General features: G+C 63.3%; 25 protein-coding genes. 19 read left to right on the plus strand and 6 right to left on the minus strand.

Annotated features, from left to right (window positions below; genetic code table 11):
- The first annotated feature begins 8 nt into the window (after positions 1-8).
- From AC1DQR_RS10830 to AC1DQR_RS10860, 7 genes are read left to right on the plus strand one after another with little or no spacing between them, the layout of a single operon-like run.
- Entirely contained in the window at positions 9-3,164 is a 3,156-nt protein-coding gene (locus tag AC1DQR_RS10830) for a phage tail protein (protein WP_477133008.1), read from the plus strand.
- Positions 3,165-3,197: 33 nt separating this feature from the next.
- The gene (locus AC1DQR_RS10835) at positions 3,198-3,914 is read left to right on the plus strand and encodes a tail fiber protein (protein WP_477133009.1); all 717 of its coding nucleotides are present in this window, start codon (positions 3,198-3,200) and stop codon (positions 3,912-3,914) included.
- Positions 3,915-3,921: 7 nt separating this feature from the next.
- Positions 3,922-4,524 (plus strand): tail fiber assembly protein, encoded by a 603-nt coding sequence (locus AC1DQR_RS10840; RefSeq protein ID WP_477133010.1) that lies wholly within the window; start codon positions 3,922-3,924, stop codon positions 4,522-4,524.
- 60 nt (positions 4,525-4,584) lie between these two features.
- Positions 4,585-4,851 (plus strand): spike base protein, RCAP_Rcc01079 family, encoded by a 267-nt coding sequence (locus AC1DQR_RS10845; protein WP_174423191.1) that lies wholly within the window; start codon positions 4,585-4,587, stop codon positions 4,849-4,851.
- Positions 4,848-5,060, plus strand: a complete 213-nt coding sequence (locus AC1DQR_RS10850; RefSeq protein WP_477133011.1) for a hypothetical protein — start codon at positions 4,848-4,850, stop codon at positions 5,058-5,060. Before AC1DQR_RS10845 ends, AC1DQR_RS10850 begins: the two co-directional genes overlap by 4 nt.
- An 8-nt stretch (positions 5,061-5,068) precedes the next feature.
- Positions 5,069-6,223, plus strand: coding sequence for a phage head spike fiber domain-containing protein (locus AC1DQR_RS10855; protein ID WP_477133012.1), 1,155 nt, complete (start codon positions 5,069-5,071; stop codon positions 6,221-6,223).
- 7 nt (positions 6,224-6,230) lie between these two features.
- Entirely contained in the window at positions 6,231-6,554 is a 324-nt protein-coding gene (locus AC1DQR_RS10860) for a hypothetical protein (protein WP_477133013.1), read from the plus strand.
- On the opposite strand, the gene AC1DQR_RS10865 is transcribed toward AC1DQR_RS10860, so the two are convergent.
- Complete coding sequence (locus tag AC1DQR_RS10865) at positions 6,514-7,137, minus strand: hypothetical protein (RefSeq protein WP_477133014.1); 624 nt, start codon at positions 7,135-7,137, stop codon at positions 6,514-6,516. The two genes, AC1DQR_RS10860 and AC1DQR_RS10865, sit on opposite strands and share 41 nt — an antisense overlap.
- A 128-nt stretch (positions 7,138-7,265) precedes the next feature.
- On the opposite strand from AC1DQR_RS10865, the gene AC1DQR_RS10870 reads away from it, so the two are divergent.
- From AC1DQR_RS10870 to AC1DQR_RS10880, 3 genes are all read left to right on the plus strand, one after another.
- Complete coding sequence (locus AC1DQR_RS10870) at positions 7,266-7,850, plus strand: glycoside hydrolase family 19 protein (RefSeq protein WP_477133015.1); 585 nt, start codon at positions 7,266-7,268, stop codon at positions 7,848-7,850.
- A gap of 159 nt (positions 7,851-8,009) precedes the next feature.
- Entirely contained in the window at positions 8,010-8,291 is a 282-nt protein-coding gene (locus AC1DQR_RS10875) for a phage holin family protein (protein ID WP_447435892.1), read from the plus strand.
- Positions 8,291-8,683 carry a hypothetical protein gene (locus AC1DQR_RS10880; protein ID WP_477133016.1) on the plus strand — a complete coding sequence of 131 codons (393 nt, stop codon included), beginning with the start codon at positions 8,291-8,293 and terminating at the stop codon, positions 8,681-8,683. The genes AC1DQR_RS10875 and AC1DQR_RS10880 overlap by 1 nt, the downstream gene beginning before the upstream one ends.
- Before the next feature lie 445 nt (positions 8,684-9,128).
- On the opposite strand, the gene AC1DQR_RS10885 is transcribed toward AC1DQR_RS10880, so the two are convergent.
- From AC1DQR_RS10885 to AC1DQR_RS10900, 4 genes are all read right to left on the minus strand, one after another.
- On the minus strand, positions 9,129-10,403 hold the full coding sequence (locus AC1DQR_RS10885) for a hypothetical protein (protein WP_477133017.1): 1,275 nt from the start codon (positions 10,401-10,403) through the stop codon (positions 9,129-9,131).
- Between the two features lie 63 nt (positions 10,404-10,466).
- A complete protein-coding gene (locus tag AC1DQR_RS10890; RefSeq protein ID WP_477133018.1) occupies positions 10,467-10,682 on the minus strand; it encodes a hypothetical protein in 216 nt (71 codons plus the stop codon).
- A gap of 210 nt (positions 10,683-10,892) precedes the next feature.
- Complete coding sequence (locus AC1DQR_RS10895) at positions 10,893-11,570, minus strand: hypothetical protein (RefSeq protein WP_477133019.1); 678 nt, start codon at positions 11,568-11,570, stop codon at positions 10,893-10,895.
- Between the two features lie 518 nt (positions 11,571-12,088).
- On the minus strand, positions 12,089-12,334 hold the full coding sequence (locus AC1DQR_RS10900) for a hypothetical protein (RefSeq protein WP_477133020.1): 246 nt from the start codon (positions 12,332-12,334) through the stop codon (positions 12,089-12,091).
- A gap of 162 nt (positions 12,335-12,496) precedes the next feature.
- Between AC1DQR_RS10900 and AC1DQR_RS10905 the strand changes: the two genes are divergently transcribed.
- Positions 12,497-12,781, plus strand: coding sequence for a ComEC/Rec2 family competence protein (locus AC1DQR_RS10905; RefSeq protein WP_477133021.1), 285 nt, complete (start codon positions 12,497-12,499; stop codon positions 12,779-12,781).
- Here the strand turns inward: AC1DQR_RS10905 and AC1DQR_RS10910 are convergent.
- Complete coding sequence (locus AC1DQR_RS10910) at positions 12,693-13,631, minus strand: MurR/RpiR family transcriptional regulator (RefSeq protein WP_416048083.1); 939 nt, start codon at positions 13,629-13,631, stop codon at positions 12,693-12,695. The two genes, AC1DQR_RS10905 and AC1DQR_RS10910, sit on opposite strands and share 89 nt — an antisense overlap.
- Positions 13,632-13,956: 325 nt before the next feature.
- Between AC1DQR_RS10910 and edd the strand changes: the two genes are divergently transcribed.
- From edd to AC1DQR_RS10950, 8 genes are all read left to right on the plus strand, one after another.
- On the plus strand, positions 13,957-15,843 hold the full coding sequence (gene edd, locus AC1DQR_RS10915; protein WP_477133022.1) for a phosphogluconate dehydratase: 1,887 nt from the start codon (positions 13,957-13,959) through the stop codon (positions 15,841-15,843).
- A gap of 188 nt (positions 15,844-16,031) precedes the next feature.
- Positions 16,032-16,541, plus strand: coding sequence for a gluconokinase (locus tag AC1DQR_RS10920; protein ID WP_416050457.1), 510 nt, complete (start codon positions 16,032-16,034; stop codon positions 16,539-16,541).
- A gap of 263 nt (positions 16,542-16,804) precedes the next feature.
- The gene (locus AC1DQR_RS10925) at positions 16,805-18,277 is read left to right on the plus strand and encodes a circularly permuted type 2 ATP-grasp protein (protein WP_043344922.1); all 1,473 of its coding nucleotides are present in this window, start codon (positions 16,805-16,807) and stop codon (positions 18,275-18,277) included.
- Between the two features lie 95 nt (positions 18,278-18,372).
- Positions 18,373-19,326, plus strand: a complete 954-nt coding sequence (locus AC1DQR_RS10930; RefSeq protein WP_477133023.1) for an alpha-E domain-containing protein — start codon at positions 18,373-18,375, stop codon at positions 19,324-19,326.
- Between the two features lie 40 nt (positions 19,327-19,366).
- Positions 19,367-20,191 (plus strand): transglutaminase family protein, encoded by an 825-nt coding sequence (locus tag AC1DQR_RS10935; protein ID WP_477133024.1) that lies wholly within the window; start codon positions 19,367-19,369, stop codon positions 20,189-20,191.
- 142 nt (positions 20,192-20,333) lie between these two features.
- Positions 20,334-21,155, plus strand: coding sequence for a proteasome-type protease (locus AC1DQR_RS10940; protein ID WP_193692133.1), 822 nt, complete (start codon positions 20,334-20,336; stop codon positions 21,153-21,155).
- 21 nt (positions 21,156-21,176) lie between these two features.
- Positions 21,177-21,998 carry an alpha/beta fold hydrolase gene (locus AC1DQR_RS10945; protein ID WP_416048086.1) on the plus strand — a complete coding sequence of 274 codons (822 nt, stop codon included), beginning with the start codon at positions 21,177-21,179 and terminating at the stop codon, positions 21,996-21,998.
- Positions 21,999-22,147: 149 nt separating this feature from the next.
- A complete protein-coding gene (locus tag AC1DQR_RS10950; protein ID WP_043344927.1) occupies positions 22,148-23,800 on the plus strand; it encodes a CTP synthase in 1,653 nt (550 codons plus the stop codon).
- Position 23,801 lies beyond the last annotated feature (1 nt).

Consider the following 23,801-nt stretch of genomic DNA (forward strand, 5'->3'; position numbering starts at 1 on the left):
GGTGAAAAATGCCACAGGTTATTCCGCTGGTGATCGTAGCGGTTGGGACGGTACTTGGCACGTCGACTCTTGTCATGACCGTAGTGTCGCTGGCGGCGTCGCTTCTGTTTGCCGCCCTCTCGAAGAAGTCGGGAGGCTCGCTAAACGGGTTCGCTGCGGAAGCACAAGGGCGCACGCAGATCGTGCGTTCCAACGTCCAGCCGCGCAACATTATCTATGGCCGCGCGATGACGTCGGGCCCACTGGTCTTTGCCGCCAGTACCAATGGCAATGGCAGGGCCAACCAATTCATGCACCTGGTGATCGCGCTAGCCGATCACGAGTGCGAAGACATCGAGGAGGTCTATCTTGGCGAGGACCCGGTTGGCGACCTAAGCGCAGGCTACCCCACCGGAGGTAAATTTCTTAAGACCTGGGGCGAGTCGCTTACGGAGTCCTTTGGGGTGCCACCCGGCGTGGCTACGTTCACGCTATCGGTGAACAACGGGATTCGTAGTGTCACTTCCGTCGCAGTCACACTTCCGAGCACCAGCGAGATGTTCGGTGATAGCGACGTGCCCGTAACGGACTTCTCATGGGATAAGTACTCTACGAGGGTCACCGTGCGCGGCGTTCCGCCTGGCGCTGCCAAGGTCACTGTCGTCTATGAAGCGGAGCGGTCGAAAAACATCGTCCGCATCAAGAAGCACCTTGGCTCGCCCAATCAAGCTGCCGATGGCGACTTGATTGGCGAGCTTCCGGACTATTGGACAACCGCGCACCGCCTATGCGGTGTCTGCTATCTGTACGTTCGGCTGGAGTACGACGCAGACCTGTTTCCAAATGGGTTGCCTAACATTAAGGCGGTGGTAAGGGGGAAACGCGTCTACGACCCCCGCAGCGGTAGGACCGCATGGTCCGACAACTGGGCGCTCTGTGTCTATGACTACCTTCGCGACGAGCGAGGCTTCGGCTGCACGGATGCCGACATTGACGTGTCGTCAGTGATTGCTGCCGCAAATGTCAGCGACGAAAGCGTGCCGCTGGCAGATGGGACGAACCAGGCGCGCTACCGCTGCAATGGTGTCGTGATGAGCGACAAGTCCGCGCGGGACAACTTGACGGAAATGAGCACGGCTGGGGCCGGGGCGGTGGTCATCTCGGGTGGTGTCTTCCGGCTCTTCGCGGGGGCGTATGACATTCCCACGGTCACGCTGACGGAGTCCGACTTGCGCGGGCCTATTAAAGTGCAGCCGCGCATGTCGCGGAAGGACCTGTTCAACGTGGTCAAGGGCACGTTCGTCGACCCGTCGAAATTCTGGCAACCAGGCGACTTTCCGCCCGTCGGGAATTCGAACTATGCCGCTCAGGATGGCGAGGTAATCGAACGCGACATTGAGCTTCCGTTCACCACCAACGGCATCATGGCGCAACGGCTCGCCAAGATCAGCCTGGAGCGCTCGCGCCAAGGGATCGTGGTGGAGTTTCCTGCGAAGCTGACAGCGTTCCAGTTGACCGCGTACAGCACGGTGAAGCTGAGCCTGACGAAGTTCGGCTGGGTGAACAAGCCCTTCCGGGTGATGTCGTGGAAGATGAGCGCGGACGGCGGCATCGACCTAGTGCTGAACGAGGAGGCGGCGGCGGTCTACGACTGGAATTATGGCAATGCCACCACGACCGACCCGGCGCCTGACACCAATCTGCCGAACCCGTTCAAGGTGGAGCTCGTTGGTCAGATCGGAATGGATTCCGGCGAAGAGCAACTGTTCCTCAGCCAGTCGGGCAATGTGGTCTCGCGTGTTCTGGTGACATGGCCACCGCCGCTCGATGTCGTGCTGCTGCAGTCCGGCAAGATCGAGGTGCAGTACAAGCGGCTGCAGGATGCGGACTGGACAAGCCTGTCGCCGATGTCGGCAGACACCACCAGCACCTACCTGGCGCCGGTGGAGGACGGTGCGTATTACTACGTGCGCGCGCGCTTCTTATCAAGCCTCGGCGTGCGTAGCCCCGATTGGACCTACACCTACGGGCACCGGGTGATCGGCAAGATGGCACCGCCGCACAACCTCACCGGCCTGTCGCTGACCGTGCTGAATGGCTTCGCGAACCTGACGTGGGATGCGGCCGTCGACCTTGATGTGCGCAACGGCGGCCAGGCGCGCATCCGGCATACCTCGGACATGCTGCAGCCGACCTGGGGTAGCGCGGTGGACTTCGGCGGCTTCATCTCCGGCGCGGCCAACAGCGCGCAGATGCCACTGCTGGAGGGTGTCTATCTCGCCAAATGGATCGACTCCAGCGGCAACGAGTCGCCGTTGGCTTCGCAGGTTGTGACCACGGCGCCGTCGCTGATCGACCTGAACGTGGTGGCCACGCTCACCGAGCAGCCGGCGTTTGCTGGAGCAAAGGCAGGCGTGGTCAGGGATGCCGCGCTCAATGGCATCAAGCTGATCGGGCGGGGGCTAATCGACGACCAAGGGATGATCGATGCAACCGGGCAGTGGGACGACCAGCCGGCCGTCGACGGTCTTGGATCGATCGATGCGGTGGTGGGCAGTGGTGGATGGGGGCTGATCGATTCGCTCGGCGGTATCGTGAGCAGCGGCACCTATAGCTTCGCGGGTGCGCTGGATCTCGGCACGGTGGAGAAGTCGCGGCTCACGGCCTCGATCGATACCGTTTCGTTCGACACCGGCGACATGGTTGACTCGCGCATCGACCTGGTCGACACGTGGCAATCGGTAGACGGTGATCGCATCAATGACACGGCAGTGACGCTCTACGCGCGCACCACGCCGGACGACCCTGCCGGAACGCCAACCTGGTCGGCGTGGCAGCGATTCTCGGTTGGCGACTACGAGGCGCGGGCCTTCCAGTTTCAGGTGGTGATGGAGTCGGGGTCCGCCACGCACAACGTGGTGGTGACGGGCCTCGCCGTGACGGTGGACATGCCGGACCGGCGGGAGTCGGGTCGCGACGTCGTGTCGGTGGCGGGGGCGCACACGATCATCTTCAGCAAGCCATTCCGAGTCGTGCCGGTGCTGGGCATCACGGCGCAAAACATGGTCCAAGGCGACTTCTTCACCGTGACCGGAAAGGGCACGGGCGGGTTCTCCGTCAATTTCTTCAGCAGTGCAGGCACAGCTATCTCCCGTCGGTTCGACTGGGATGCAGTCGGCTACTAACACCACGAGGTCTACATGTCTCAAAACGATCTGGTGATCGACAACCAGGCGGGCGCGCCTTTCCGCGCCGACATTAACGGCGCGCTGCAGGCGCTGGCGTCACAGCAGTCAGGCTCTACCGCGCCAGCGACAACCTACCCCTATCAGTTCTGGGCGGATACAGGCGCGGGGCTGCTGCGCCAGCGCAATGGCGCGAACAATGCTTGGGTGACCATCGGGCTGCTCGGCGCGCCTGCATTCGGGCACATTTCGCCCGGTGCAGTGCTGTTCCACTCAAAATCCGCGCCGCCAAATGGCTATTTGAAGGCCAACGGGGCCGCGGTCTCCCGGGCGACCTTTCAGGACCTGTTCGCGGAGATCGGCACGACCTTCGGCGCGGGTGACGGCTCGACGACCTTCAACCTGCCGGAGCTGCGTGGCGAGTTCCTTCGTGGCTGGGACGATGGGCGAGGCGCGGACGTGGGGCGCGCGTTCGGTAGTTGGCAGGACATGCAGTTGAGGGATCACAACCACCTGTTGCCGCTGGCAATGGACGGAAGTGGCATCTATTCGGTGTACTCAAGCAGCGCCGGCATTTCTCCCTTCTATGGCTCGGCCAATCTGAGCGCCACCTTCCGCACGGCGGCGGTCGGCGGCACGTCGTCAGGCACGGTAGGCACGGCGCTCTCTGGTGGCGTGCAGGGATTCGTCGGCGCCGGCAGTGAGGTCCGCCCCCGCAACGTGGGCCTGCTGGCCTGCATCAAATACTGAGGAACCCATGGAAATCTTCAACTATCACCCGCTCACCGGCGAGTTCCTGGGCAACGGCGTTGCCGACGATAACCCACTTGACGCTGAGAACCCGATCGTGCCCGGCTTCGCCACCACAACGCCGCCGCCGGCGCGCACCGCGCGCGCCATCCCTGTCTATCGAAACGCCGCCGGCCGCGCGCCTCAGAACTGGTCGGAGGGCAGTTGGACGCTGGCGCCCGACTATCGCGCAGAGCCGCTGTTTCGTACCGCTGACGGCTCACCGTTCGCGCTCAGCTTCGAGTACACGGGGCTGGGCGACCTGCCGGCGTTCCTCACCGACGAGCCGCGCCCTTCGCCGGCGCACAAGTGGGTCAACGAGGAATGGACCCTGGATGCGGCGCTCGAAACCGAGCAGCTGGCCGCCGCCGCGCGCGCCCGGCGCGATGCTCTGCTTGTCGAGGCCGATCAACTGATCGCCCCACTGATGGATGGCATGGTGTTGGGCGAGTTGACGGCGGCCGAAGACATCAGGCTGAAGGCAATGAGCCAGTACCGCAAAGCCCTGCGCGCGCTCACGGCGCAGACCGGCTTCCCCCGCACCATCGACTGGCCGGCCAAGCCGGCGTAGCGCCGCACAGGCGCCGCATCTGGCCGCCTCCGGGCGGCTCTGTTGCTTCAGGAGAGAGAGATGCCACCTAACGATAGGTTTGCCACCTACGCGAAGACGCTGACCGGGCCGTCCGAAACGTATTTCGCGATCACGCCGCACGACACCAACGATTTCGCTGAAGTCGCCAACAGCATCCGGGTTGGTACCGGTGGCGACGTCGCCGCGGTGCGCCTGGACGGTACCGCGGTCACGTTCAAGAATGTTGCCGCTGGCGAAATGCTGCCGATCCGTGCACGGCGCGTGAATCTGACCGGCACGACTGCGACCGATCTGGTGGGGCTATGAGACTCGGGCTTGGCCTATCGCTCACCGGCCCCAGGCGCGCCGGCCGGTTCGACGCCGAAGATCTGGCGAAGGGAACGCTGCTGCTGGGTTTCGTCGCCGTCAATGAGCCGACCTTGCAGCTCGACTTCGTGGCGCAAGACTATCGCGCATGGGTCGATGACCCCAGCTGGCCATACGGAGTGGTTGGTGTATTCAAAAGGAAGGCATAGCGATGCTAGTGAGCAAGAATTTCGGTGACATCGTCACCTTCGCCCGCGCCTCCGCCCGCTGGCGCTACAGCAACGGCGGGGTGCTGGTGCAGGATGCGGCCAATGTGCCGAGCATGGACTATGAGCCGGTGACGCTGGCGGCACGCGGCATGCTGGTGGAAGAGGCGCGGACGAACTTGGTGCTGAACTCAGGCGCTTTCACTGGTTGGAACGTGCAGGGGTCGACGCTCGCACCGCCTTCCGCGGCCGCGCCGGATGGGGGCCTCGCCAGAAAGCTGGTTTCCTCCGTCACTTCGTCTACGGTTTGCCAGGCCTATTTCCCTTCGGTGCCCACAACGGCGGGTAGCTCCTATTCCTTTTCCAGCTATTTCAAAGCCGGGGAATATACCGCTGCCTATCTGAACTCTAACCTGACGGGCGGCTATCTCTCGGCGGTGTTCGATCTGCTGACGGGAGCCACCAAGTCAGGCGCGGGATTGACCGCAAGCATGGTGCCGGCGGGCAATGGTTGGTGGCGTTGCACGGTCACCGGAGCTGCCGCGTCGACTGCAGCGCAAATTGCGGTAGGCGGAGCTTCCAACTATGCCGGGGCCAATACCGGCACCGGGCCGGCGACCGGCTCCGTATTTGATGGCGTCTCTGGCCTTTACATCTGGGGTGCCCAATTCGAGGCTGGCACATTTGCCTCCGGCTATATCCCAACTACGTCCGCGCAAGCGACTCGCGCCGCCGACAGCGCAATCATCACCGACCTTAGCAAGATCGGGTTCAACCCGAGCGAGGGCACGCTGTATGCCGAAGTAGAGTTTGGTACGGGATCAAACCGCGCGCTAACGTTCAGTGACGGCACCATCAACAATCAAATCTGGATCGCGCAAGCGACTTGTCAGGTCTACCTTGGCGGTGCGTCGCAAGCTACCTGGACCATCAATGCACCCAACGGGAAAAACAAAATCGCGTTGGCGTATAAGGTTGGCGACTCCGCAGTGTCTGTGAATGGTGGCGCTGCGACGGTGCAAGCGCCTACGGCGATTCCGGTGCTGTCTCGCTTGATCTTGGGCCAGAACGCTTCCGGGGCTGGCTCCCTCAACGGCTGGCTTCGAAACGCGCGTTACATCCCTCGGCGCATGTCCAATGTCGAGCTCCAAGCCCTGACCACGTGAGGTGACCATGTTCCACGACTACTACCTGCGCGGCACTGACCGCGACACCACGCGCGCCGTACTGCTGGCTGCCGGCCTGATGGTCGAATATACCGAGAGCGGCGAGCTGGTGCGCGTGCCCGCCGCCGGCGTCAACCTCTCGACCATCGGCACGATCTACGAGGGCGGCGAGTGGGATGCCGCTGGCAACGTGATCACGCCGCCGGTGGCCGTGCCCGGCTGGCACGTGAACCTGCGGCTGGTGCGCCCGTTGACCGCCGGCGAGACGGCGGCGTTGAACGGCATCGTTGTCACACCGGAGCCGGGGGCGCCGTATCGGGTTTGGGCCTAGCGTCTTCGCTTACCTGTGACCAAGCAGCCCTGGCTAGCTCGAACATTTCCAATTTCGACGGCATGCCGTCTTTCGTTAGCTCCTCGATTGGCCCTTCTGCTTCTTCGAAGATCGGGTGTCGCTTCTTGAAGACCTTCTTGTAGACGACGGCAAGCCAGACCATTACAGCGTTGGATTCAGGTGGATAGCGCCCATTCAATGACTTGAGTGACTGGCAGCACTCGGCGAGGAGAAAGAACGTCATATCCGGGTTGTAGTCAAGCAAGTCGTCCGCGTCGCGATCAGCATGCTTGAGGTAGTTCGCTGCATGATTCAGCACATCAGCTATCTCGACTTGCTCCGCTCTCGACTGGCCTAGTGCGACGAGGGCGTCGCGTGCCCCCACATACCCCGTTTGCCGATGTTTGTGCAGCTTGCGAAGGATCTGGTAAGAGGCCGAAGCGAGGGTGTGGACGGCCAAGATGTCCCGGTCATGAAACCACAGGTCGATTGCCATGACGAGCTGTCGCTCTGCTGCCTCAGCTTTGTTCACCTTGACCCTGCCGGGGTGCAGATTTGGTGTGGACAGATTGCGTTCGTTCAATTCATGTCTCCCTAAGATTCATCCTATGTCGGCTGAGCTGCCAACACCTCGATACCGACGATTCTAACTAGCCTTCACCGCTTCGTTCATGCCCGCCGCGTGCGGGCTTCGTTTTTTCTGGAGTCCGTATGGACCAACAAGTCTTCCAGGCTGCCGCTGGCCTGTCGCCGGCGCTCGCCGCGCGCTGGTGGCCGCACGTCGAGCCGGCGCTGTTCGAGTTCGGGATCCTGTCGCCCGCCCGCATGGCTGCGTGGATCGCGCAGACCGGCCACGAGTCGTTAGGTTTCTCGCTGACCCGCGAGCTGTGGGGGCCAACGCCGGCGCAGATGCGCTACGAGCGCGACCTGTCAGCTCCGTGGCCGCCCGCAGACAGGACCGGTCGCAACCAGAAGCCCTACGAGCTCGGCAACAGCCAGCCCGGGGACGGCAAGCGCTTCATGGGTCGGGGGCTCATCCAGATCACCGGGCGAGCGAACTACCGCGCATGCGGCGCCGCGCTCGGCTTCGACCCGGAGGCCACGCCGGCCATGCTCGAGGGCGACGCGCTGGCCGCCCGGTCGGCGTGCTGGTTCTGGGCAAGCCGCAACCTGAACGCGCTGGCGGATGCCGGCGACTTCGATGCGCTGACACGCAAGATCAACGGCGGCACCAATGGGCTGGCGGACCGCCAGGAGCGGTGGGCGCGCGCTAAGCGCGCATTGGGGGCCGAGTGAGTGCGAGCGGCAGAGTCCTATGCGACGGGGCGAAACCAACTCGCATTTTGCTAAATGTTTTGCATGACGCTAATTGTTTAGCAAGTCATTGATTTAAAAGAGAAAATTGTTGACATGGCTCACGGGCTGGGCAAAATGTCGGCACCTGTTGGAGGACATATGCAAGAGCACGAAAAGAGCCTGGCAATGCTGGTCGTAATGGGCGCGATGATCGCCTTGGGGAAGCTGCTCGTGAGCGATGAACACCTGACATTCCGGCTGATTATCGGTCGGGCGCTGCTGGGCGCGGCCACGTCGATGATTGCGGGCGTGGGCCTGATCCAGTTTCCGGAGCTGCCGCCGCTGGCGCTCTATGGCATCGGCAGTGGCCTGGGCATTGTCGGCTCGCAGTACATCGAGGTGTGGCTGAAGCGCAAGCTGCGCCAGGGAGCGGGGAAGTGATGGCCGCCCCGATCGCTGCGGCACTCAAAGCGGTGCCGTGGCGGGCGCTGGCGATGGGGGCACTGGCCGCTGCCATCTTCGCCGCCGGCTGGGCGGTGAACGGCTGGCGCAAGGATGCCGAGTTGGCCAAGCTCACCGCGGCACGGGCCCAGGCTGACGTCGAGACTGCCAACCAGGCGTTGGCCGACCTGCGCACGGCCGGCGCTGGCATCCGCGCGCGGGCCGACGAGTACCGCGCCATCCAGTCGACGCTGGGCAACCGGCTCGACGCTATCCAGAAGGAACTGAAGAATGGGAAGCCTTTGCCTGTGGATTGCCGCCCTGATGATTTCCGGGTGCGCAAGTTATCCGACGCCGTCGACGCTGCCAAGCAAGCCGCCGCCGCTCGATAGCGCACTAGCCGCACCTTGCACTGTGCCGGATCCGCCGGCGGCAGCCGACTATGACGAGTGGCAGGAGTGGGTTATGCGGGATCTGCTGGGGGCGCTGGGGGATTGCGCGGCCCGGCACCGGGTGACGGTGGAGGTCTGGCCGAAGTAGCCATATGTCGTCAGGCTCAGGAGAAAGAAGGGTGTAGGCAGCGGTGGCCTGCGCCTACACCCCCAGTGAATAGCGACCGGGGTCAATCAATCGCCGTACCAGAGTATGTCGGATTGTAGTAATTTCAGTAGCCCTGCTGATGAGGGGGGCGCTTGAAAGCTGGCGGGACGAACACTGGCTGCGATGTCTTCACAAAGGGGCGGGCGGCGCTCGTGGAGGTGGGCCAGCGCGCGGCGTATGAGGTCAGGCTGGGGGCGGATATTGGGGCTTGTCAGCGAAATCGAAGAGGGATGTCTGCTAAGGCCGTATGACGCTGGTCGAGGTGCCGTGGAGCGTATCAACTGGTTCTTTCGGAGGTGGCGGTGGCGAGCGGTATATCTGCTTCAGCTCTCGCCAAATGACGCCATAAAGCATACTGCGCACCTTTACTAGAGCCGCTTGCCCTTCTGAGCCCAAGCGTGCCTTCTTCGCGTGCACTAATGTGCCGCGAAGCCTCAGAATTTTCTCGTACTCTCTGCGTTTGTTCTCTCGGTCAGTTCGACCATTTCCCATTAAGTAGCCATATCGTTCTGCGAGCCTTTTCGTTAGGCTATCGATATTCTCGTCGCTACCCAGGATTGCCTCCATACCAATACATGCGTTTAAGTATGATGTGGTCTGATTTTCCGAGAAAATAGAGTCCTGGTACCACTCCATTGCTGCGGCGACGCTTGAAAAATCTGGGTGGTCTTTGTAACGATAAAATTGGCGTATCGGGAATAAATTCTGCGTTAGTGCCGATATTCTTTCCTGTGGAGTGGCGGCAATGCGTTGGGCCGCTCCGGTGAGTAGGGTTGTGGGGGCGCTGTAATCGCTAAGAAGCAGCTTTTGATGGTCGGGATAAAGGCTGCCATAACACCGAGCAAGGGAGTCGGGTAATGAAAAGCTAATGCTTTCATTGGTCGATGCAGTGTGGAGGTTGGCCAATGCGCGTTTTTCGGAGTAGGAGTAGTCAAAGCTTCCGTAAGAAGTTAGCAAGAATGCAATGTGCTTTGCGGTTGCTAATACCTCCTCGATGGAGAAGGTCTCTCGCGTGTGGTCTGCGTATCCCTCGAACTCGAGAGTCAGAGCGCCAATAGTTTTTGCCTTGGTTAGCGCGGCAAGTAGAGAGTTGTGATTCGACTCATATTGATATAATTCGAATGGCCCGGTTGTGAATTTGATGTTAGGCGCTACTTCGTGAGTGACGTCATCAAAATTCACTATGCCGGGGAGGCCTATTTGAAAAGAGTACTTTCGAGGAAGGGATTCAAAGAAATTTATTAGTCCCGTTATTAGCAGCTCGCGAATGTCGGAGTTGCGCGAGTCTGATAAATAGCCTGTTCGTCCAATAAATGAAGTATTGGTTCGGTAAAGCTGATCGAATATTATCGTCGGTAGGTTTGAGTCGCTCAAATACTCGTGGTGTGTTTTGCAAAATTCCTCGGAGAATGTAATGAAGCGCGGATCATCGAAGTCGCGGAGATTTTCTAGTGAAATCGAGTCGATGAAGTCTATTAGAATGGTTAGGTATTTTCCTTTTACTTTTTTCATGTTTTTAATTAAAATTAAATAGCTGAGGCGTTGGCAAGGTCGGCTATCGAGTTCTCTTGCATATCAGTTTCCCATAGTCCGAGCTTGGCGCGGCGCTGACGCCGCGCCCATCAGTTCGGCCGGATAGAGCTGCATGAAGCCGCGGGCCGGCTCCGGATCCCTGCAGGTCAGCCAATCGTGCCACTCCGCCTGTGGCGCGATGACGATCATTCGTTTTTCCTTGCCCGGGGCATGGAAGCGGTTCATCAGCGGGTGCTTGTCCGAGTTGATCGTCAGCATGGTTTCTCAATAGCGGTAACTGTTACCAGGAGCCGCCCAACCGAAGCACAATATAGGGCGATCGGCCTGCGAACCAGCATACGCACCCATCGCAAGCTGCCGTTGTCGCACAGTCCTGATCGGCACTTCACGACCCATTGCTGTCCTTCGACGCCGCTAGTTTCGGTGGTCTGCTTCAAGTCCGAACGACCATCGTCTAATACGCGAGTCCTAACGAGGTGCCACCACCACACGGAGTGTGCCAGGCGTCGGATGGTTCGGGCCATTGATATGCGTTGCAACCCTGCCAATGCCGCGCTCAATCGCATACGTCAGGGTCGTAAACGGTGTGTGCACCCAAGCTTGGCCATTTGCACGAAGTTGCTCTGCGTCCGCTTCCGCCGGCGACTGAGTCGAGGCTACGACCGTCAGCCCAGCTGGCTGGCCATCGACGTTCATTGCGGCAGGTTGGTTGTTCCTACCGTCGAAGATTGGGGAAGGTGGCGTGGCTTGCCAGCCCGCATCCTCCAAAAGGTGCCAAACTTGCTGTGCGACGTCGAAACATTCGGGGTCGTTTCGTAGATAGACAATCTGAACGTTGCCAGCGGTTTCGCCCCGGAGCGCCTCTAGAAATGCGGCACGATTGAACTGCCGCGGCCCGACCTGTGCACGGAGCTGCTCCAACTTGAGCACCGCAATTGCCGTCGCCTCATTTGACTTTGCCGCCAATGCGTTCGCTGCTGCAATGCGCTCATCCGATTCCCGCTGAGTGGCGGCGGCCACTTCTCTGCTAACGATTGCCCCGAGAAGCCCCGAGATTGCAGCCACGGCGCCACAAACTGCGGCGATCCAAATCAACCAAACAGATGCTGCATCCCAGAATTCCAGCGGCTTTCCCCATACCTGCATATGGCTAGTCTCTTCGCGTTTGACATTAGTTAGAGATCGCCTTCGTCAAGCTGAGCGACGAAGGGGGTGGCAACATCGACGGGTCCCTTCGGATCGTAGTTCCGCCGACGATGTCCAACTATCTCGCAGACCCGGGCCTCAATTCTCGCCTTCTCTTCACCATTGCTTGAGTCGTACCGGTCGATCGCTTCCGGATCTATGACGATGACGAAAGGAGCATTGCGTCGCGGCGCATCGTCAGCGAGAATCGTAGCATGGCAGCCAAGCTACTCAGGCAGCGTCTAGTGTTGCATCGACCCGTTGAATCCACGGCCGAGAGCGGACCTCCGCTGGCAATTGCAAATTGTCCGTGCTGCCCACATGGGCCTCTCTCGGCGGCCTTCGCGCGTGGCGCTGGCGTGGCGTACATCAGCTTTGACGGCGGGGCTGCATGAAGCTGCGTGCTCAGGATCTCGGTCGGCAGTCTTCCGTCGGCCCGCTGGATGCGAGACAGTAAGCACCGGACGGCTCGCTTTTCGTCACTCGCCGAGAGCGGGAACGCTCCCTTCCTGCGCCAGGACTCGGGGCGAACCCATTTCGCCGGTTTCCTCGTCCACCAGCACCTCATAGGCCGCGACGCCAACGAAACTCGAGGCCATGCCGCTTGCGATGCGGATAGCGCCGACTTCGCTGGATGCCTGGCGGATCTCGCCAGGCAGGAGCGCTTCGCCCTTGCCTTTACGGTAGGGCACGACTATGTACTTGATGGCGCGAGTATCAGGCATGGCGGCAACCCCGGGCGTTGGTGGGTGCTGCGGAATGCAGCACGTGAACTGTATGGATATACAGTATAGCCGCGACGTGCTAGTGCATCACAATTTTTCTTGGCGTCATTACGCCAAATTCACGCCAATATCGGTTAAATCTATTTGTAAACAAAGGGTTAGGTGATCTTTCTGCTGCCGCATCACGGCAGCAACACCTCATCGAGCGGGGCGTTCCTGGCCGTGGTGGCACCGGAGGTCGCGCTGTTCCAGGTGGGCTACCGCAATCGCCACCGGCATCCCCGGCCCGAGATCTGGGAGCGCTACGGTTCGCACGAGATCGCCCGCTATCGCAGCGACGAGACCGGCGCGGTCCAGCTTACGACGCGCGGCGAGTCTTACGCGCTGCAGGCCTACCGCCAGCACGCGCGGCGCTACTGGCGCGCGGCGCCGCCTGCGCCTCGCTGAGATGCGCGGGCTCGGCCTGCGCGATGCGGCGCTCGCGCAGGTGCGCCTTGGCCCGCTGCAGGCCGGCGGAGACGGTGTCGGCGCGCTCCAGGGCAACGCCCGCAGCCAGCACGTCGCCCAGCACCAGGTGGCAGATGCGGGAGGTCATCGGCGTGTAGACCTCGCTGTCTTCCTCGACGTCCGAGAACACGCAGACGTCCGCCAGCGCGGCCAGCGGCGAGCCGCTGTGGGTCAGCGCCAGCACGCTGGCACCGCTGGCGCGGGCGAGCGTGGCGGCGGCCAGCATGTCCCACGTGCGCCCGCTGTTGGAGACCAGCACGGCCACATCGCCGGGTCCGAGCAGCGCCGCCGACATGCTGAAGACGTGCGAGTCCGAGTAGGCAACGGTGGGCATGCCGAGGCGGAAGAACTTGTGCTGGATATCCAGGGCGACGATGCCCGAGTTGCCGCAGCCATAGAACTCGATGCGCCTGGCCGCGGCGAGCAGCTGGATGCCATGTTCGATCTGGTCAGCCGACAGTGCGTTGCGCACGGTCATCAGGGTGGCGATGGTGCGGTCGAACACCTTGCCGGCGATATCGGCGGGGCGGTCCTCGGCTTTGACGTCCTGGTGCACGAAGGGCGTGCCGCCGCCCACGTTCTGGGCGAACTGGAGCTTGAACTCGCGAAAGCCGTCGTAGCCCAGCGCCGCGCAAAAGCGCGCAATAGTGGGCTGGGACACGCCCGCGCGCTCGGCCAGCTCGGGCATCGACAAGCGGATCACGCTGGCGCCGTGGCGGGCGACATAGTCGGCAAGGCGGCGTTCGGAAGGGCGAAGCGTGTCGTAGACGGCAAGAATTCGGTCGCGCATGGTAGGGCAGGGGTGGCTGTCTGTGCCGGGGAATTGTTCTGGCTCTGGCCCCGGAATCCGTGGCTCGACGGATCGAGCGGCATGTAGATATTCTACATAATCCGAGGCGAGATCATCGCGGCTTCAGCGTGGCGGCTGGGTAGGGATTTCACCTATGTGCGCTGAATATGCCATGAATAAAGCGCTTTGTGATGCGTGCGCATGGTGTTTTCAAATTGGCTTTCGATATAATGTAGAAAATCTACAAACAATGGCGCCAGCCGGCGCCCGCTAGTCCCCCAGTCCTCCCGGATACGATCAGGCATCACGACCAGGAACTCCCCCAATGTCAAAAGCCCTCCACGCCGAAGTCCACGCCGTCACCGAGCGCGTGATCGCGCGCAGCCAGCGCAGCCGCGCCGCCTATCTCGCGCGTTGCGAACGCGCCCAGCAGGAGCTGGGCCCCTTGCGCGGGCTGTCCTGCGCCAACCTTGCCCACGGCCTGGCCGCGCTGCCCACGCACGACAAGCTCAAGCTGCGGGTCGAGCATGCCGCCAACCTCGGCATCGTTACCGCGTACAACGACATGCTGTCGGCCCACCAGCCGTACGAACGTTATCCCGGCGTGATCCGGGAGGCGGCGCGTGCCGTTGGCGCAGTGGCGCAGGTGGCGGGCGGTGTGCCGGCGATGTGCGATGGCATCACGCAGGGCAATGCCGGCATGGAACTGTCGCTGTTTTCGCGCGATGCCATTGCGATGGCCACGGCGGTCTCGCTGTCGCACAACACCTTCGATGCCGCGGTCATGCTGGGCGTGTGCGACAAGATCGTGCCGGGCCTGCTGATGGGCGCGCTGCAGTTTGGCCACCTGCCGGTGGTGTTCGTGCCGGCGGGGCCGATGTCGACGGGCTTGTCCAACAAGGAAAAGGCGCGCGTGCGCCAGCTATACGCAACCGGCCAGGTCGGCCGCGAAGCCTTGCTGGAGGCCGAGTGCGAGGCCTATCACGGCGCTGGCACGTGCACCTTCTACGGCACCGCCAACAGCAACCAGTTCCTGATGGAAATCATGGGCCTGCATATGCCGGGCGCGGCCTTCGTGCATCCGGACAGCGGCCTGCGTGACGCGCTCACCGCCGCCGCGGCCCAACGCGCGCTGGCCCTGACGGCGCGGGGCGGCGACTACCTGCCGCTGGCGCGCATCGTGGACGAGCGCGCGGTGATCAATGCCGTGGTCGGCCTGCTGGCCACGGGTGGCTCGACCAACCACACCATTCACCTGGTGGCGATGGCGCGCGCGGCGGGCATCCTGATCGACTGGGATGATTTCGACCGTCTTTCGCGCATCACGCCGCTGCTGGCACGGGTCTACCCCAACGGCTCGGCCGACGTGAATCACTTCCACGCCGCGGGCGGCGTGGCCTACGTGATTCGCCAGCTGCTCAGCGCCGGGTTGCTGCACGAGGACGTGGAAACCGTGGCCGGACGTGGCCTGGCCCGTTACACGCAAGAGCCCGTGATGATCGACGGCGTGCTGCAGTGGCGCGACGGTGCCGCAGTCAGCGGTGATGCCACGGTGCTGGCCACCGCGGCTGAGCCGTTCTCCGCAGAAGGCGGCTTGCGCCTGCTGCAAGGCAATCTTGGTCGCGGCATGATCAAGGTGTCGGCGGTGGCGGACGAGCATCGGGTGATCGAAGCACCGGCACGCGTCTTCGACTCGCAAGAGCAATTGCAAGCCGCGTTCGAAGCCGGCGAGTTCACGGGCGACATGATCGCGGTCGTGCGTTTCCAGGGACCCAACGCCAACGGCATGCCAGAACTGCACCGTCTCACCCCGGTGCTGGGCTCGCTGCAGGACGCCGGCCACAAGGTTGCGCTGGTGACCGATGGCCGCATGTCCGGCGCTTCTGGCAAGGTGCCGGCGGTCATTCATGTGGGGCCTGAGGCACTTGCCGGCGGCCCGCTGGCGCGCGTGCGTGACGGCGACCGGATCCGCGTGGACGCCGTGGCCGGCACGCTGGAATGGCTCGGCGCCGCTAATGGCGACGGCGACCTGGCGACGCGCGCTTCTGCCGTACTGCCGGACGACGCCTTCACGAACTTCAGCGTCGGCCGGGGCCTGTTCGGGCTGTTCCGCCGCAACGCGCGGATCGCGGAGGAGGGCGGCAGCGCGCTGGACCTCTCCGAGGCCGACGCGCCCGGCGCTGTCCAAACGGGCGCGGCCGTCGCACAATAGGCAGCGCCCCTTAAATTTGTGTCATTTGTGTCCCCGGCAGCCGATGGCTGGCGGAGACGACCCCGAGCCGGCCCATGCGGGTCCTATCATGGCTTCATGGCTGAGCGCTTGCGGAGCCGACCGGCGGCCGGCGCGGGGACTACCGACAAGGATGGGAAAACCATCCGAACATGATCATTGGAGCAGACATGATCTACATCCTGATGGGCGTTTCCGGCAGCGGAAAGACCACGGTCGGCCAGTTGCTGGCCAAGACCTTGCAATGCGGCTTCCACGATGCCGACGAATTCCACAGCGCCGCCAACAAGGCGAAGATGCACAACGGCATCGCGCTGACCGACGACGACCGCTGGCCCTGGCTGGCCGCGATGCGCGCGGCGATCGATGCGGCCCGCGCCGAGGGGCGCACCCACGTCTTTACCTGTTCCGCGCTGCGGCAAATCTACCGCGACCGCCTGACGCCCGCCGATGGCGGCGTGACCTTTGTCTACATGAAGGGCGATGCTGCGGTCATTGGCGGCCGCCTGGCCGAGCGCAGCGACCACTTCTTCAATCCCGCCCTGTTGCAGAGCCAGTTCGAGACCCTGGAAGAGCCGAGTGACGCCCTGGTGCTCGATATCCGCCAGACGCCGGAGGCGCTGGTGCAGCGCATCCTGGCCGGAGTGCAGGCACAAAAAAGCGCGGCGATCGCCCGCTGAACCGATGCCAAGGCTGGCCCGAAGCGAAGGCTGGCAGACATCTTGCTTATCCATGTTTGATGGCGCGAATGCCTGCCGCTTGCGGCTTTCGTGGTCATAGGTATCCTATAGGGACAGCACTTCGAAGCATGACGAGACGGTCCGCGGCCAAGCCGCCGGGCCTCGGGTGGTGATCTCAAGGTGCTGTGCCGGGAACAACAAGCCAATCAAAACGGGATAGCCGGCAGTTTGGGCGGCACCCAAATCATGGGGGAACGGCCATCATGGCGGCGCGGTTTTTCGACGAGATGCTCGATTGGCAAGATGGCGTGGCAGCAGCAATCCACGCGGGCGAGTCCCTGCCGGCAGGTGCCGTGCGGGGGCATTACAAGCAGTTCGCGGATTGGTTGGCGCGCCAGTCCGAAGGCACCATGGGCAACAAGCGCGCCGAGGCTGACCTGATCTTCCGGCGCGTGGGCATCACGTTCGCCGTTTACGGCGAAAAAGACGAGTCGAACAGCGGTACCGAGCGGACCATCCCGTTCGACGTCATTCCCCGCATCTTCCCCGCCAGCGAGTGGGCAACGCTCGAGCGCGGCCTGCGCCAGCGGGTGTCGGCGCTGAACCGCTTTATCCATGATATCTATCACGGGCAGGACATCATCCGCGCCGGTGTGATCCCGCCAGACCAGATCTACAACAACGCGCAGTACCGCCCCGAGATGCTCGGCATCGACGTGCCTCGTGATATCTACGCCCACGTGGCGGGCATCGACGTAGTACGCGCTGGCGAGGGCGAGTTCTACGTGCTGGAAGACAACTTGCGCGTGCCCTCCGGCGTGTCGTACATGCTGGAGAACCGCAAGATGATGATGCGGCTGTTCCCGGACCTGTTCGCGCGTAATCGCGTGGCGCCGGTGGCGCACTATCCCGACCTGCTGCTCGACATGCTGCGTGGCGTCTCGCCGCAGAACATCGCCGATCCCACGGTGGTGGTGCTCACGCCCGGCATGTACAACTCCGCCTACTTCGAGCATGCCTTCCTGGCGCAGCAAATGGGCGTGGAACTGGTCGAGGGCAGCGACCTGTTCGTGCAGGACGAGCACCTCTACATGCGTACCACCCAGGGGCCGCAGCGCATCGACGTGATCTACCGCCGGGTCGACGATGACTTCCTCGACCCGCTGGTGTTCCGCTCGGACTCCACACTGGGCGCGGCGGGCCTGCTCTCGGTCTACCGCGCGGGCAATGTCACCATCTGCAACGCCATTGGCACGGGCGTGGCCGACGACAAGTCGATCTATCCCTACGTGCCCGACATGATCCGCTTCTACCTTGGTGAGGAAGCGATCCTCAACAATGTGCCGACGTACATGTGCCGCCGCCCGGACGACCTGCAGTACGTGCTGGACCACATGAGCGAACTGGTGGTCAAGGAAACCCACGGGGCTGGCGGCTACGGCATGCTGGTGGGGCCTGCCGCCACGCGCGCGGAAATCGACACGTTCCGCGAGGTCGTGCGCGCGCGTCCCGAGCAGTACATCGCGCAGCCCACGCTGGCACTGTCCACCTGCCCGACGTATGTCGAGTCGGGGATCGCGCCGCGCCACATCGATCTGCGTCCGTTCGTGCTGTCCGGCAAGGATGTGCGCATGGTGCCGGGCGGGCTGACCCGCGTGGCGCTGCGCGAAGGCTCGCTGGTGGTCAACTCCTCGCAGGGCGGGGGCACCAAGGACACCTGGGTGCTGGAGCGCTGACGCGCGGCGCACGCAAGGATAGTTTGTGATTCCCGCGCTGGCCGACGCTTTGCCGGCGGCGCGCGGGCGAACAGCGCTGTACGAGGGGACTGACCATGCTTAGCCGCACCGCCGACCATCTGTTCTGGATGGCGCGCTATACCGAACGCGCGGAGAACACCGCGCGCATGCTGGACGTGAACTACCAGACTTCGCTGCTGCCGCAGTCCGCGGAAGTGGCGGAGCAAGGCTGGTGGGCCATGCTCGATATCTCCGAGCTGACCACGGTGTTCGACGAGAAGTACGGCCTGCTCACGCGCGACGACGTGATCGACTTCATGGTGCGCGACATGACCAATGTCTCGTCCATCATGAGCTGCCTGCGCGCGGCCCGCGAGAACGCCCGCGCGGTGCGCGGCTCGCTGACCACCGAGGTCTGGGAGACCATCAACACCACCTGGCTCGACGTGCAGCGCATGATTGCCGACGGCGTGCTGCGCGAGGATCCTTCGCAGTTCTTCGAGTGGGTGAAGTTCCGCTCCCACTTGGCCCGAGGCGTGCAGTTTGGCACCATGCTCAAGGACGATGCCTTCCACTTCATGCGGCTGGGCACGTTCCTGGAACGCGCCGACAATACCGCGCGGATTCTGGACGTGAAGTTCCAGGCGAGCACGGCCGACGATAGCGATCCCAATCGCGACGCCAACGATTTCTATCACTGGGCGGCTGTCTTGCGCTCGGTGTCGGGCTTCGAGGTGTACCGCAAGGTGTATCGCACCGTGATCACGCCCGAGCGCGTGGCCGAACTGCTGGTGCTGCGCCCCGACATGCCGCGCTCGCTGGTGTCCAGCATGGACGAGGTGGTGTCGATCCTGGCGCTGGTGGGCAACCACCTTTCTTCGGAGACCGAGCGCCAGGCTGGTAAACTCCACGCCGATTTGAAATATGCGCGCATCGACGACATCTTCGCCGTCGGGCTGCATGCTTACCTGACCAGTTTCCTGGAGCGCATCGGCGACCTCGGCAACGGCATCAGCCGGGATTTCCTCGTGCCGCTGCTTGCTGCCTGACCTATAAGAAGTGGGGAGGTTGTGCCGGCCTCGCCACATCATGAAATACAAGATTCACCACAAGACGATCTACCGCTACGCCGAGCCGGTCCTGCGCAGCGTGCACGAACTGCGGCTCGCGCCGCGCTCGGGCCCGCTGCAGGACGTGCAGGAATGGCAGTTGTCCGTTCCCGGCAACCTGTCCGAGGCGCGTGACGGCTTCGGCAATATCGTGCACAGCTTCACTGTGGCCGGGCCAGCAGATACGCTGGTGATCGAGGCCAGCGGCGTGGTCGATGTGACGCCGCCAATGGATGCGGACGGGCCGTTCTTTTGCGATGCGCCGCCGGCTGGCGAGGCGCGTGTGTCGCCGCTTTATTACCTGGGCGGCACGCCGCTGACCTCCGCCAAGCCGGAGATGGTGCGTTTTGCCGCGCCCTACCTGGCGGCGGGGGCGACGGTGCCCGCGCTGCTGGCGCTTGCCAATGGCATCGCCGGGCGGGTGCGCTACCAGTCAGATAGCACCAATGTGGACACCTCGGCCAGCGACGCGTTCGCACTGGGCAGCGGGGTTTGCCAGGACCAGGCGCAAGTGATGGTGGCATGTTGCCGGGCCCTGGGCGTGCCGGCGCGCTACGTCAGCGGCTATTTCTATGATCCGGCAGCGTCGGAACTGGCCAGCCATGCCTGGGCCGATGTCTGCGTGGATGCCGGCAAGGCGTTGTGGTGCAGCATCGACGTGACCCACGGCTGCCTGAGCGACGCGCGCCATATCCGGCTGGCGGTAGGGCGCGACTATCGCATGGCCGCACCGGTGCGCGGGATTCGCGAAGGTGGCAGCGGCGAGCGGCTGGCGGTCGAGATCGCCATTGCGCCATTGCAGTGAATGAAGTGGTGCGCCGCGCACCAGAAACGGGCGCGCCGCAGGTTTCCGGGCGCACCGGCGCGGCGCTAGAATGCGGCCTTGGCCCGGGCGACAGGCTTGGCGATGCGCCAGGCGTGAATGTGCACCATTACAAGACAAGATCATGACGTACTGTGTAGCCATGCGGCTGGATGCCGGGCTGGTGTTCCTTTCCGATTCGCGCACCAATGCCGGTGTCGATGCGATCTCTACCGCTCGCAAGATGACCGTGTTCGAGGAGCCGGGCGACCGCGTGATGGTCTTGCTGACCGCGGGCAACCTGGCGATCAGCCAGGCGGTGCGCCAGATACTGGCGGAGGGCCGCGACGAGAAGCGCTCGCTGTGGACGGCGCGCGATATGTTCGAGGCGGCCGCCATCGTTGGCGACGCGGTGCGCCAGGTGCATAAGCATGACGCCCACGCGCTGCGCGAGGCCGGCATCGAGTTCAATGTGAGCCTGATCTTCGGCGGCCAGATCCGCGGCGAACGCGTGCGCCTGTTCCATGTGTACGCTGCCGGGAATTTCGTCGAGGCCACCCCCGAGAACTGCTATTTTCAGATCGGCGAGGCCAAGTACGGCAAGCCCATCATCGATCGTGTGGTCGAGCCGACGCTGCCGCTGGGCGAGGCAGCCAAGTGTGCGCTGATCTCGATGGACTCCACGTTGAAGTCGAATATCTCGGTAGGCTTGCCGCTGGACCTGCTGGTCTACGAAGGCGATTCGCTGCGCGTGACCCGCTTTGTCAATATCGACGAGAAGAACGCCTACTTCCGCATGATCCGCGATACCTGGGGGCAACGCTTGCGCCAGGTCTTCGGCGAGATCAACGATCCGGAGTGGGATGCCAATGCGCCGGCCGAGTTTCCGCTGGCGCGCCAGGGCGCGGGCGACCGCTGGGGCCAGCCTGTGCGCGCCACGCGCGAACGTGCCGGCACGCAGGACTAAGGGCGCACTGCGAATACCCCGATGCGCGACATTCTGCATTTTTCGCACGCCAATGGCTTTCCGGTCAGCACCTACCGCAAGCTGTTCGGAACGCTGGAAGACGATTTCGAGATCCGCGCCGTGGACCGTTATGGCCACGACCCGAAATTCCCGGTCACGCGCGAGTGGCCGCACCTGGTCGATGAGCTGCTGGCTTCGATCGAGCAGAAGTACCGCGAGCCGGTGTGGCTGGTGGGGCATTCGCTGGGTGGTTTCCTGTCGCTGATGGCCGCGCTGCGCCGCCCGCAGTGGGTGCGCGGCGTGGTGATGCTGGATTCGCCCGTGATTGCCGGGTGGCGCGCCGCCTTGCTCAAGGCCGGTCAGCGCTTCGGCCTGGATGAGCGGCCCAGCCCGGCTGCCGCGACCCGGCGGCGGCGCACGCACTGGCCGGATGCCGATGCGGTGTGGGAGCATTTCCGCTCCAAGCCGGTGTTCGCGTCGTGGGACGAGGAAGTACTGCGCGACTATGCGACGCATGGCACGGAGCCGACTGGCAATGACGCCGAGCGCCGCCTGCGCTTCGAGCGCGAGATCGAGTACCAGATCTACCGCACGCTGCCTACCAGCCTGGGCGCGCGCGTGGCGCGCGGCGCGCCGGTGCCGGTCAGCTTTGTCGCCGGCACGCGCTCGCGCGAAGTACGCCAATGCGGGCTCGGCGCCACGCGCAAGCTGGTGGGCGAGCGCCTGCGCTTTATCGAGGGCGGGCACCTGTATCCGATGGAGCGTCCGGGGCAGACCGCCGGGCTGATCCGCGATCTGGTCGGGCAAATGCGGGGCGACGCCGCCGCCTGCGCGCGTCCGTAGGCGGGGCAGGATAGGGCGGGGGCGGGGACGCGAGTGCGAAGCGGCGAAAGCGTCTCAGCAGCTGCCGGGCAAGGCGACTTGTCGCAAATGCGGCGCTGCAGCAGGCGGCCTCTCATGTATAATCCCGATTTCCCCGGCAAGCTCGGTTTATGACCAAATTCGTCTTCGTCACCGGTGGTGTCGTCTCTTCTCTCGGCAAGGGCATCGCTGCTGCTTCGCTCGCGGCCATTCTCGAGTCGCGCGGCCTCAAAGTCACCCTCCTCAAGCTAGATCCCTACATCAACGTCGATCCCGGCACGATGAGCCCCTTCCAGCATGGCGAAGTGTTCGTCACGGAAGACGGTGCGGAAACCGACCTCGATCTTGGCCACTATGAGCGCTTCGTCTCGGCCAAGATGCGCAAGTCGAACAACTTCACCACGGGCCAGATCTACGAATCGGTGATCCGCAAGGAACGCCGCGGCGAGTACCTCGGCAAGACGGTGCAGGTGATCCCGCACATCACCAACGAAATCCAGGCCTTCATCGAGCGCGGCGCGGCTGCGTCGCACGGTGGCAAGGCGGACGTCGCGCTGGTGGAGATCGGTGGTACGGTGGGTGACATCGAATCGCTGCCCTTCCTGGAAGCCGCGCGTCAGATGAGCCTGCGCATGGGCCGCAACCACGCCGCCTTCGTGCACCTGACGCTGGTGCCGTTCATTGCCAGCGCCGGCGAGCTCAAGACCAAGCCGACCCAGCACTCGGTGCAGAAGCTGCGTGAAATCGGCATCTCGCCGACCGCGCTGCTGTGCCGCGCCGACCGCCCGATTCCGGACGAAGAGCGCGCCAAGATTTCGCTGTTCTCCAATATCCCGCAAGAAGCCGTGATCTCGGTGTGGGACGTGGACAGCATCTACAAGATCCCGCAGATGCTCAACGAGCAAGGCCTCGACCGCCTGATCTGCGAGGAACTGCGTATCGATCCGAAGCCGGCCGATCTCTCCATGTGGCAGCGCCTGGTCAATGCCCAGGAAAACCCGCAGCACGAGGTCACCATCGGCATGGTGGGCAAGTATGTCGACCTGACCGAATCCTACAAGTCGCTGATCGAAGCGCTGCGCCACGCCGGCATGCACACCGCCACCCGCGTGAACATCGAGTACATTGATTCGGAAGAGCTCGAATCGGGCCACCTCGAAGTGCTCAAGCCGCTGGACGCCATCCTGGTCCCGGGCGGCTTCGGCAAGCGCGGCACGGAAGGCAAGATCCGCGCGATCCAGTACGCTCGCGAGAACAAGGTGCCGTACCTGGGCATCTGCCTGGGCATGCAGCTGGCCGTGATCGAGTTCGCGCGCCACGTGGCGGCGATGGCCGATGCCAACTCGACCGAGTTCAACCTGGAAACCGAACATCCGGTGGTCGCGCTGATCACCGAGTGGGTGGATCGCGAAGGCAAGGTCGAGCAGCGCTCCGCCGAGTCCGACCTGGGCGGCACCATGCGCCTTGGCGCGCAGCGCGTGCCGGTCAAGGCTGGGACCAAGGCCAGCCAGATCTATGGCCCGGAAGTCAACGAGCGCCATCGCCATCGCTACGAGGTCAACAATCACTACGTGCCGACGCTGGAAAAGGCGGGCATGGTGATCTCGGCGCGTACGCCGACCGAAGACCTGCCCGAGATGATGGAACTGCCGGAAAGCCTGCACCCGTGGTTCGTTGGCGTGCAGTTCCACCCGGAATTCACCTCCACCCCGCGCGATGGCCATCCGCTGTTCAAGGCCTACGTGGAAGCGGCGCTGGCCAGCCAGCAGAAGAAGGCGGGCTAAG

The organism is Cupriavidus sp. 05L411, from assembly GCF_056398045.1.

Excerpts from the sequence above, each read along its gene's own strand:
- AC1DQR_RS10880 (WP_477133016.1), top strand. The coding sequence starts at position 8,291 with ATGGCCGCCCCGATCGCTGCGGCACTCAAAGCGGTGCCGTGGCGGGCG.
- AC1DQR_RS10875 (WP_447435892.1), top strand. The coding sequence starts at position 8,010 with ATGCAAGAGCACGAAAAGAGCCTGGCAATGCTGGTCGTAATGGGCGCG.
- AC1DQR_RS10840 (WP_477133010.1), top strand. The coding sequence starts at position 3,922 with ATGGAAATCTTCAACTATCACCCGCTCACCGGCGAGTTCCTGGGCAAC.
- AC1DQR_RS10845 (WP_174423191.1), top strand. The coding sequence starts at position 4,585 with ATGCCACCTAACGATAGGTTTGCCACCTACGCGAAGACGCTGACCGGG.
- AC1DQR_RS10885 (WP_477133017.1), bottom strand. The coding sequence starts at position 10,403 with ATGAAAAAAGTAAAAGGAAAATACCTAACCATTCTAATAGACTTCATC.
- AC1DQR_RS10870 (WP_477133015.1), top strand. The coding sequence starts at position 7,266 with ATGGACCAACAAGTCTTCCAGGCTGCCGCTGGCCTGTCGCCGGCGCTC.
- AC1DQR_RS10945 (WP_416048086.1), top strand. The coding sequence starts at position 21,177 with ATGCGCGACATTCTGCATTTTTCGCACGCCAATGGCTTTCCGGTCAGC.
- AC1DQR_RS10935 (WP_477133024.1), top strand. The coding sequence starts at position 19,367 with ATGAAATACAAGATTCACCACAAGACGATCTACCGCTACGCCGAGCCG.
- AC1DQR_RS10910 (WP_416048083.1), bottom strand. The coding sequence starts at position 13,631 with ATGCGCGACCGAATTCTTGCCGTCTACGACACGCTTCGCCCTTCCGAA.
- edd (WP_477133022.1), top strand. The coding sequence starts at position 13,957 with ATGTCAAAAGCCCTCCACGCCGAAGTCCACGCCGTCACCGAGCGCGTG.
- AC1DQR_RS10850 (WP_477133011.1), top strand. The coding sequence starts at position 4,848 with ATGAGACTCGGGCTTGGCCTATCGCTCACCGGCCCCAGGCGCGCCGGC.
- AC1DQR_RS10860 (WP_477133013.1), top strand. The coding sequence starts at position 6,231 with ATGTTCCACGACTACTACCTGCGCGGCACTGACCGCGACACCACGCGC.
- AC1DQR_RS10895 (WP_477133019.1), bottom strand. The coding sequence starts at position 11,570 with ATGCAGGTATGGGGAAAGCCGCTGGAATTCTGGGATGCAGCATCTGTT.
- AC1DQR_RS10950 (WP_043344927.1), top strand. The coding sequence starts at position 22,148 with ATGACCAAATTCGTCTTCGTCACCGGTGGTGTCGTCTCTTCTCTCGGC.
- AC1DQR_RS10930 (WP_477133023.1), top strand. The coding sequence starts at position 18,373 with ATGCTTAGCCGCACCGCCGACCATCTGTTCTGGATGGCGCGCTATACC.
- AC1DQR_RS10925 (WP_043344922.1), top strand. The coding sequence starts at position 16,805 with ATGGCGGCGCGGTTTTTCGACGAGATGCTCGATTGGCAAGATGGCGTG.
- AC1DQR_RS10890 (WP_477133018.1), bottom strand. The coding sequence starts at position 10,682 with ATGCTGACGATCAACTCGGACAAGCACCCGCTGATGAACCGCTTCCAT.
- AC1DQR_RS10920 (WP_416050457.1), top strand. The coding sequence starts at position 16,032 with ATGATCTACATCCTGATGGGCGTTTCCGGCAGCGGAAAGACCACGGTC.
- AC1DQR_RS10900 (WP_477133020.1), bottom strand. The coding sequence starts at position 12,334 with ATGCCTGATACTCGCGCCATCAAGTACATAGTCGTGCCCTACCGTAAA.
- AC1DQR_RS10940 (WP_193692133.1), top strand. The coding sequence starts at position 20,334 with ATGACGTACTGTGTAGCCATGCGGCTGGATGCCGGGCTGGTGTTCCTT.
- AC1DQR_RS10830 (WP_477133008.1), top strand. The coding sequence starts at position 9 with ATGCCACAGGTTATTCCGCTGGTGATCGTAGCGGTTGGGACGGTACTT.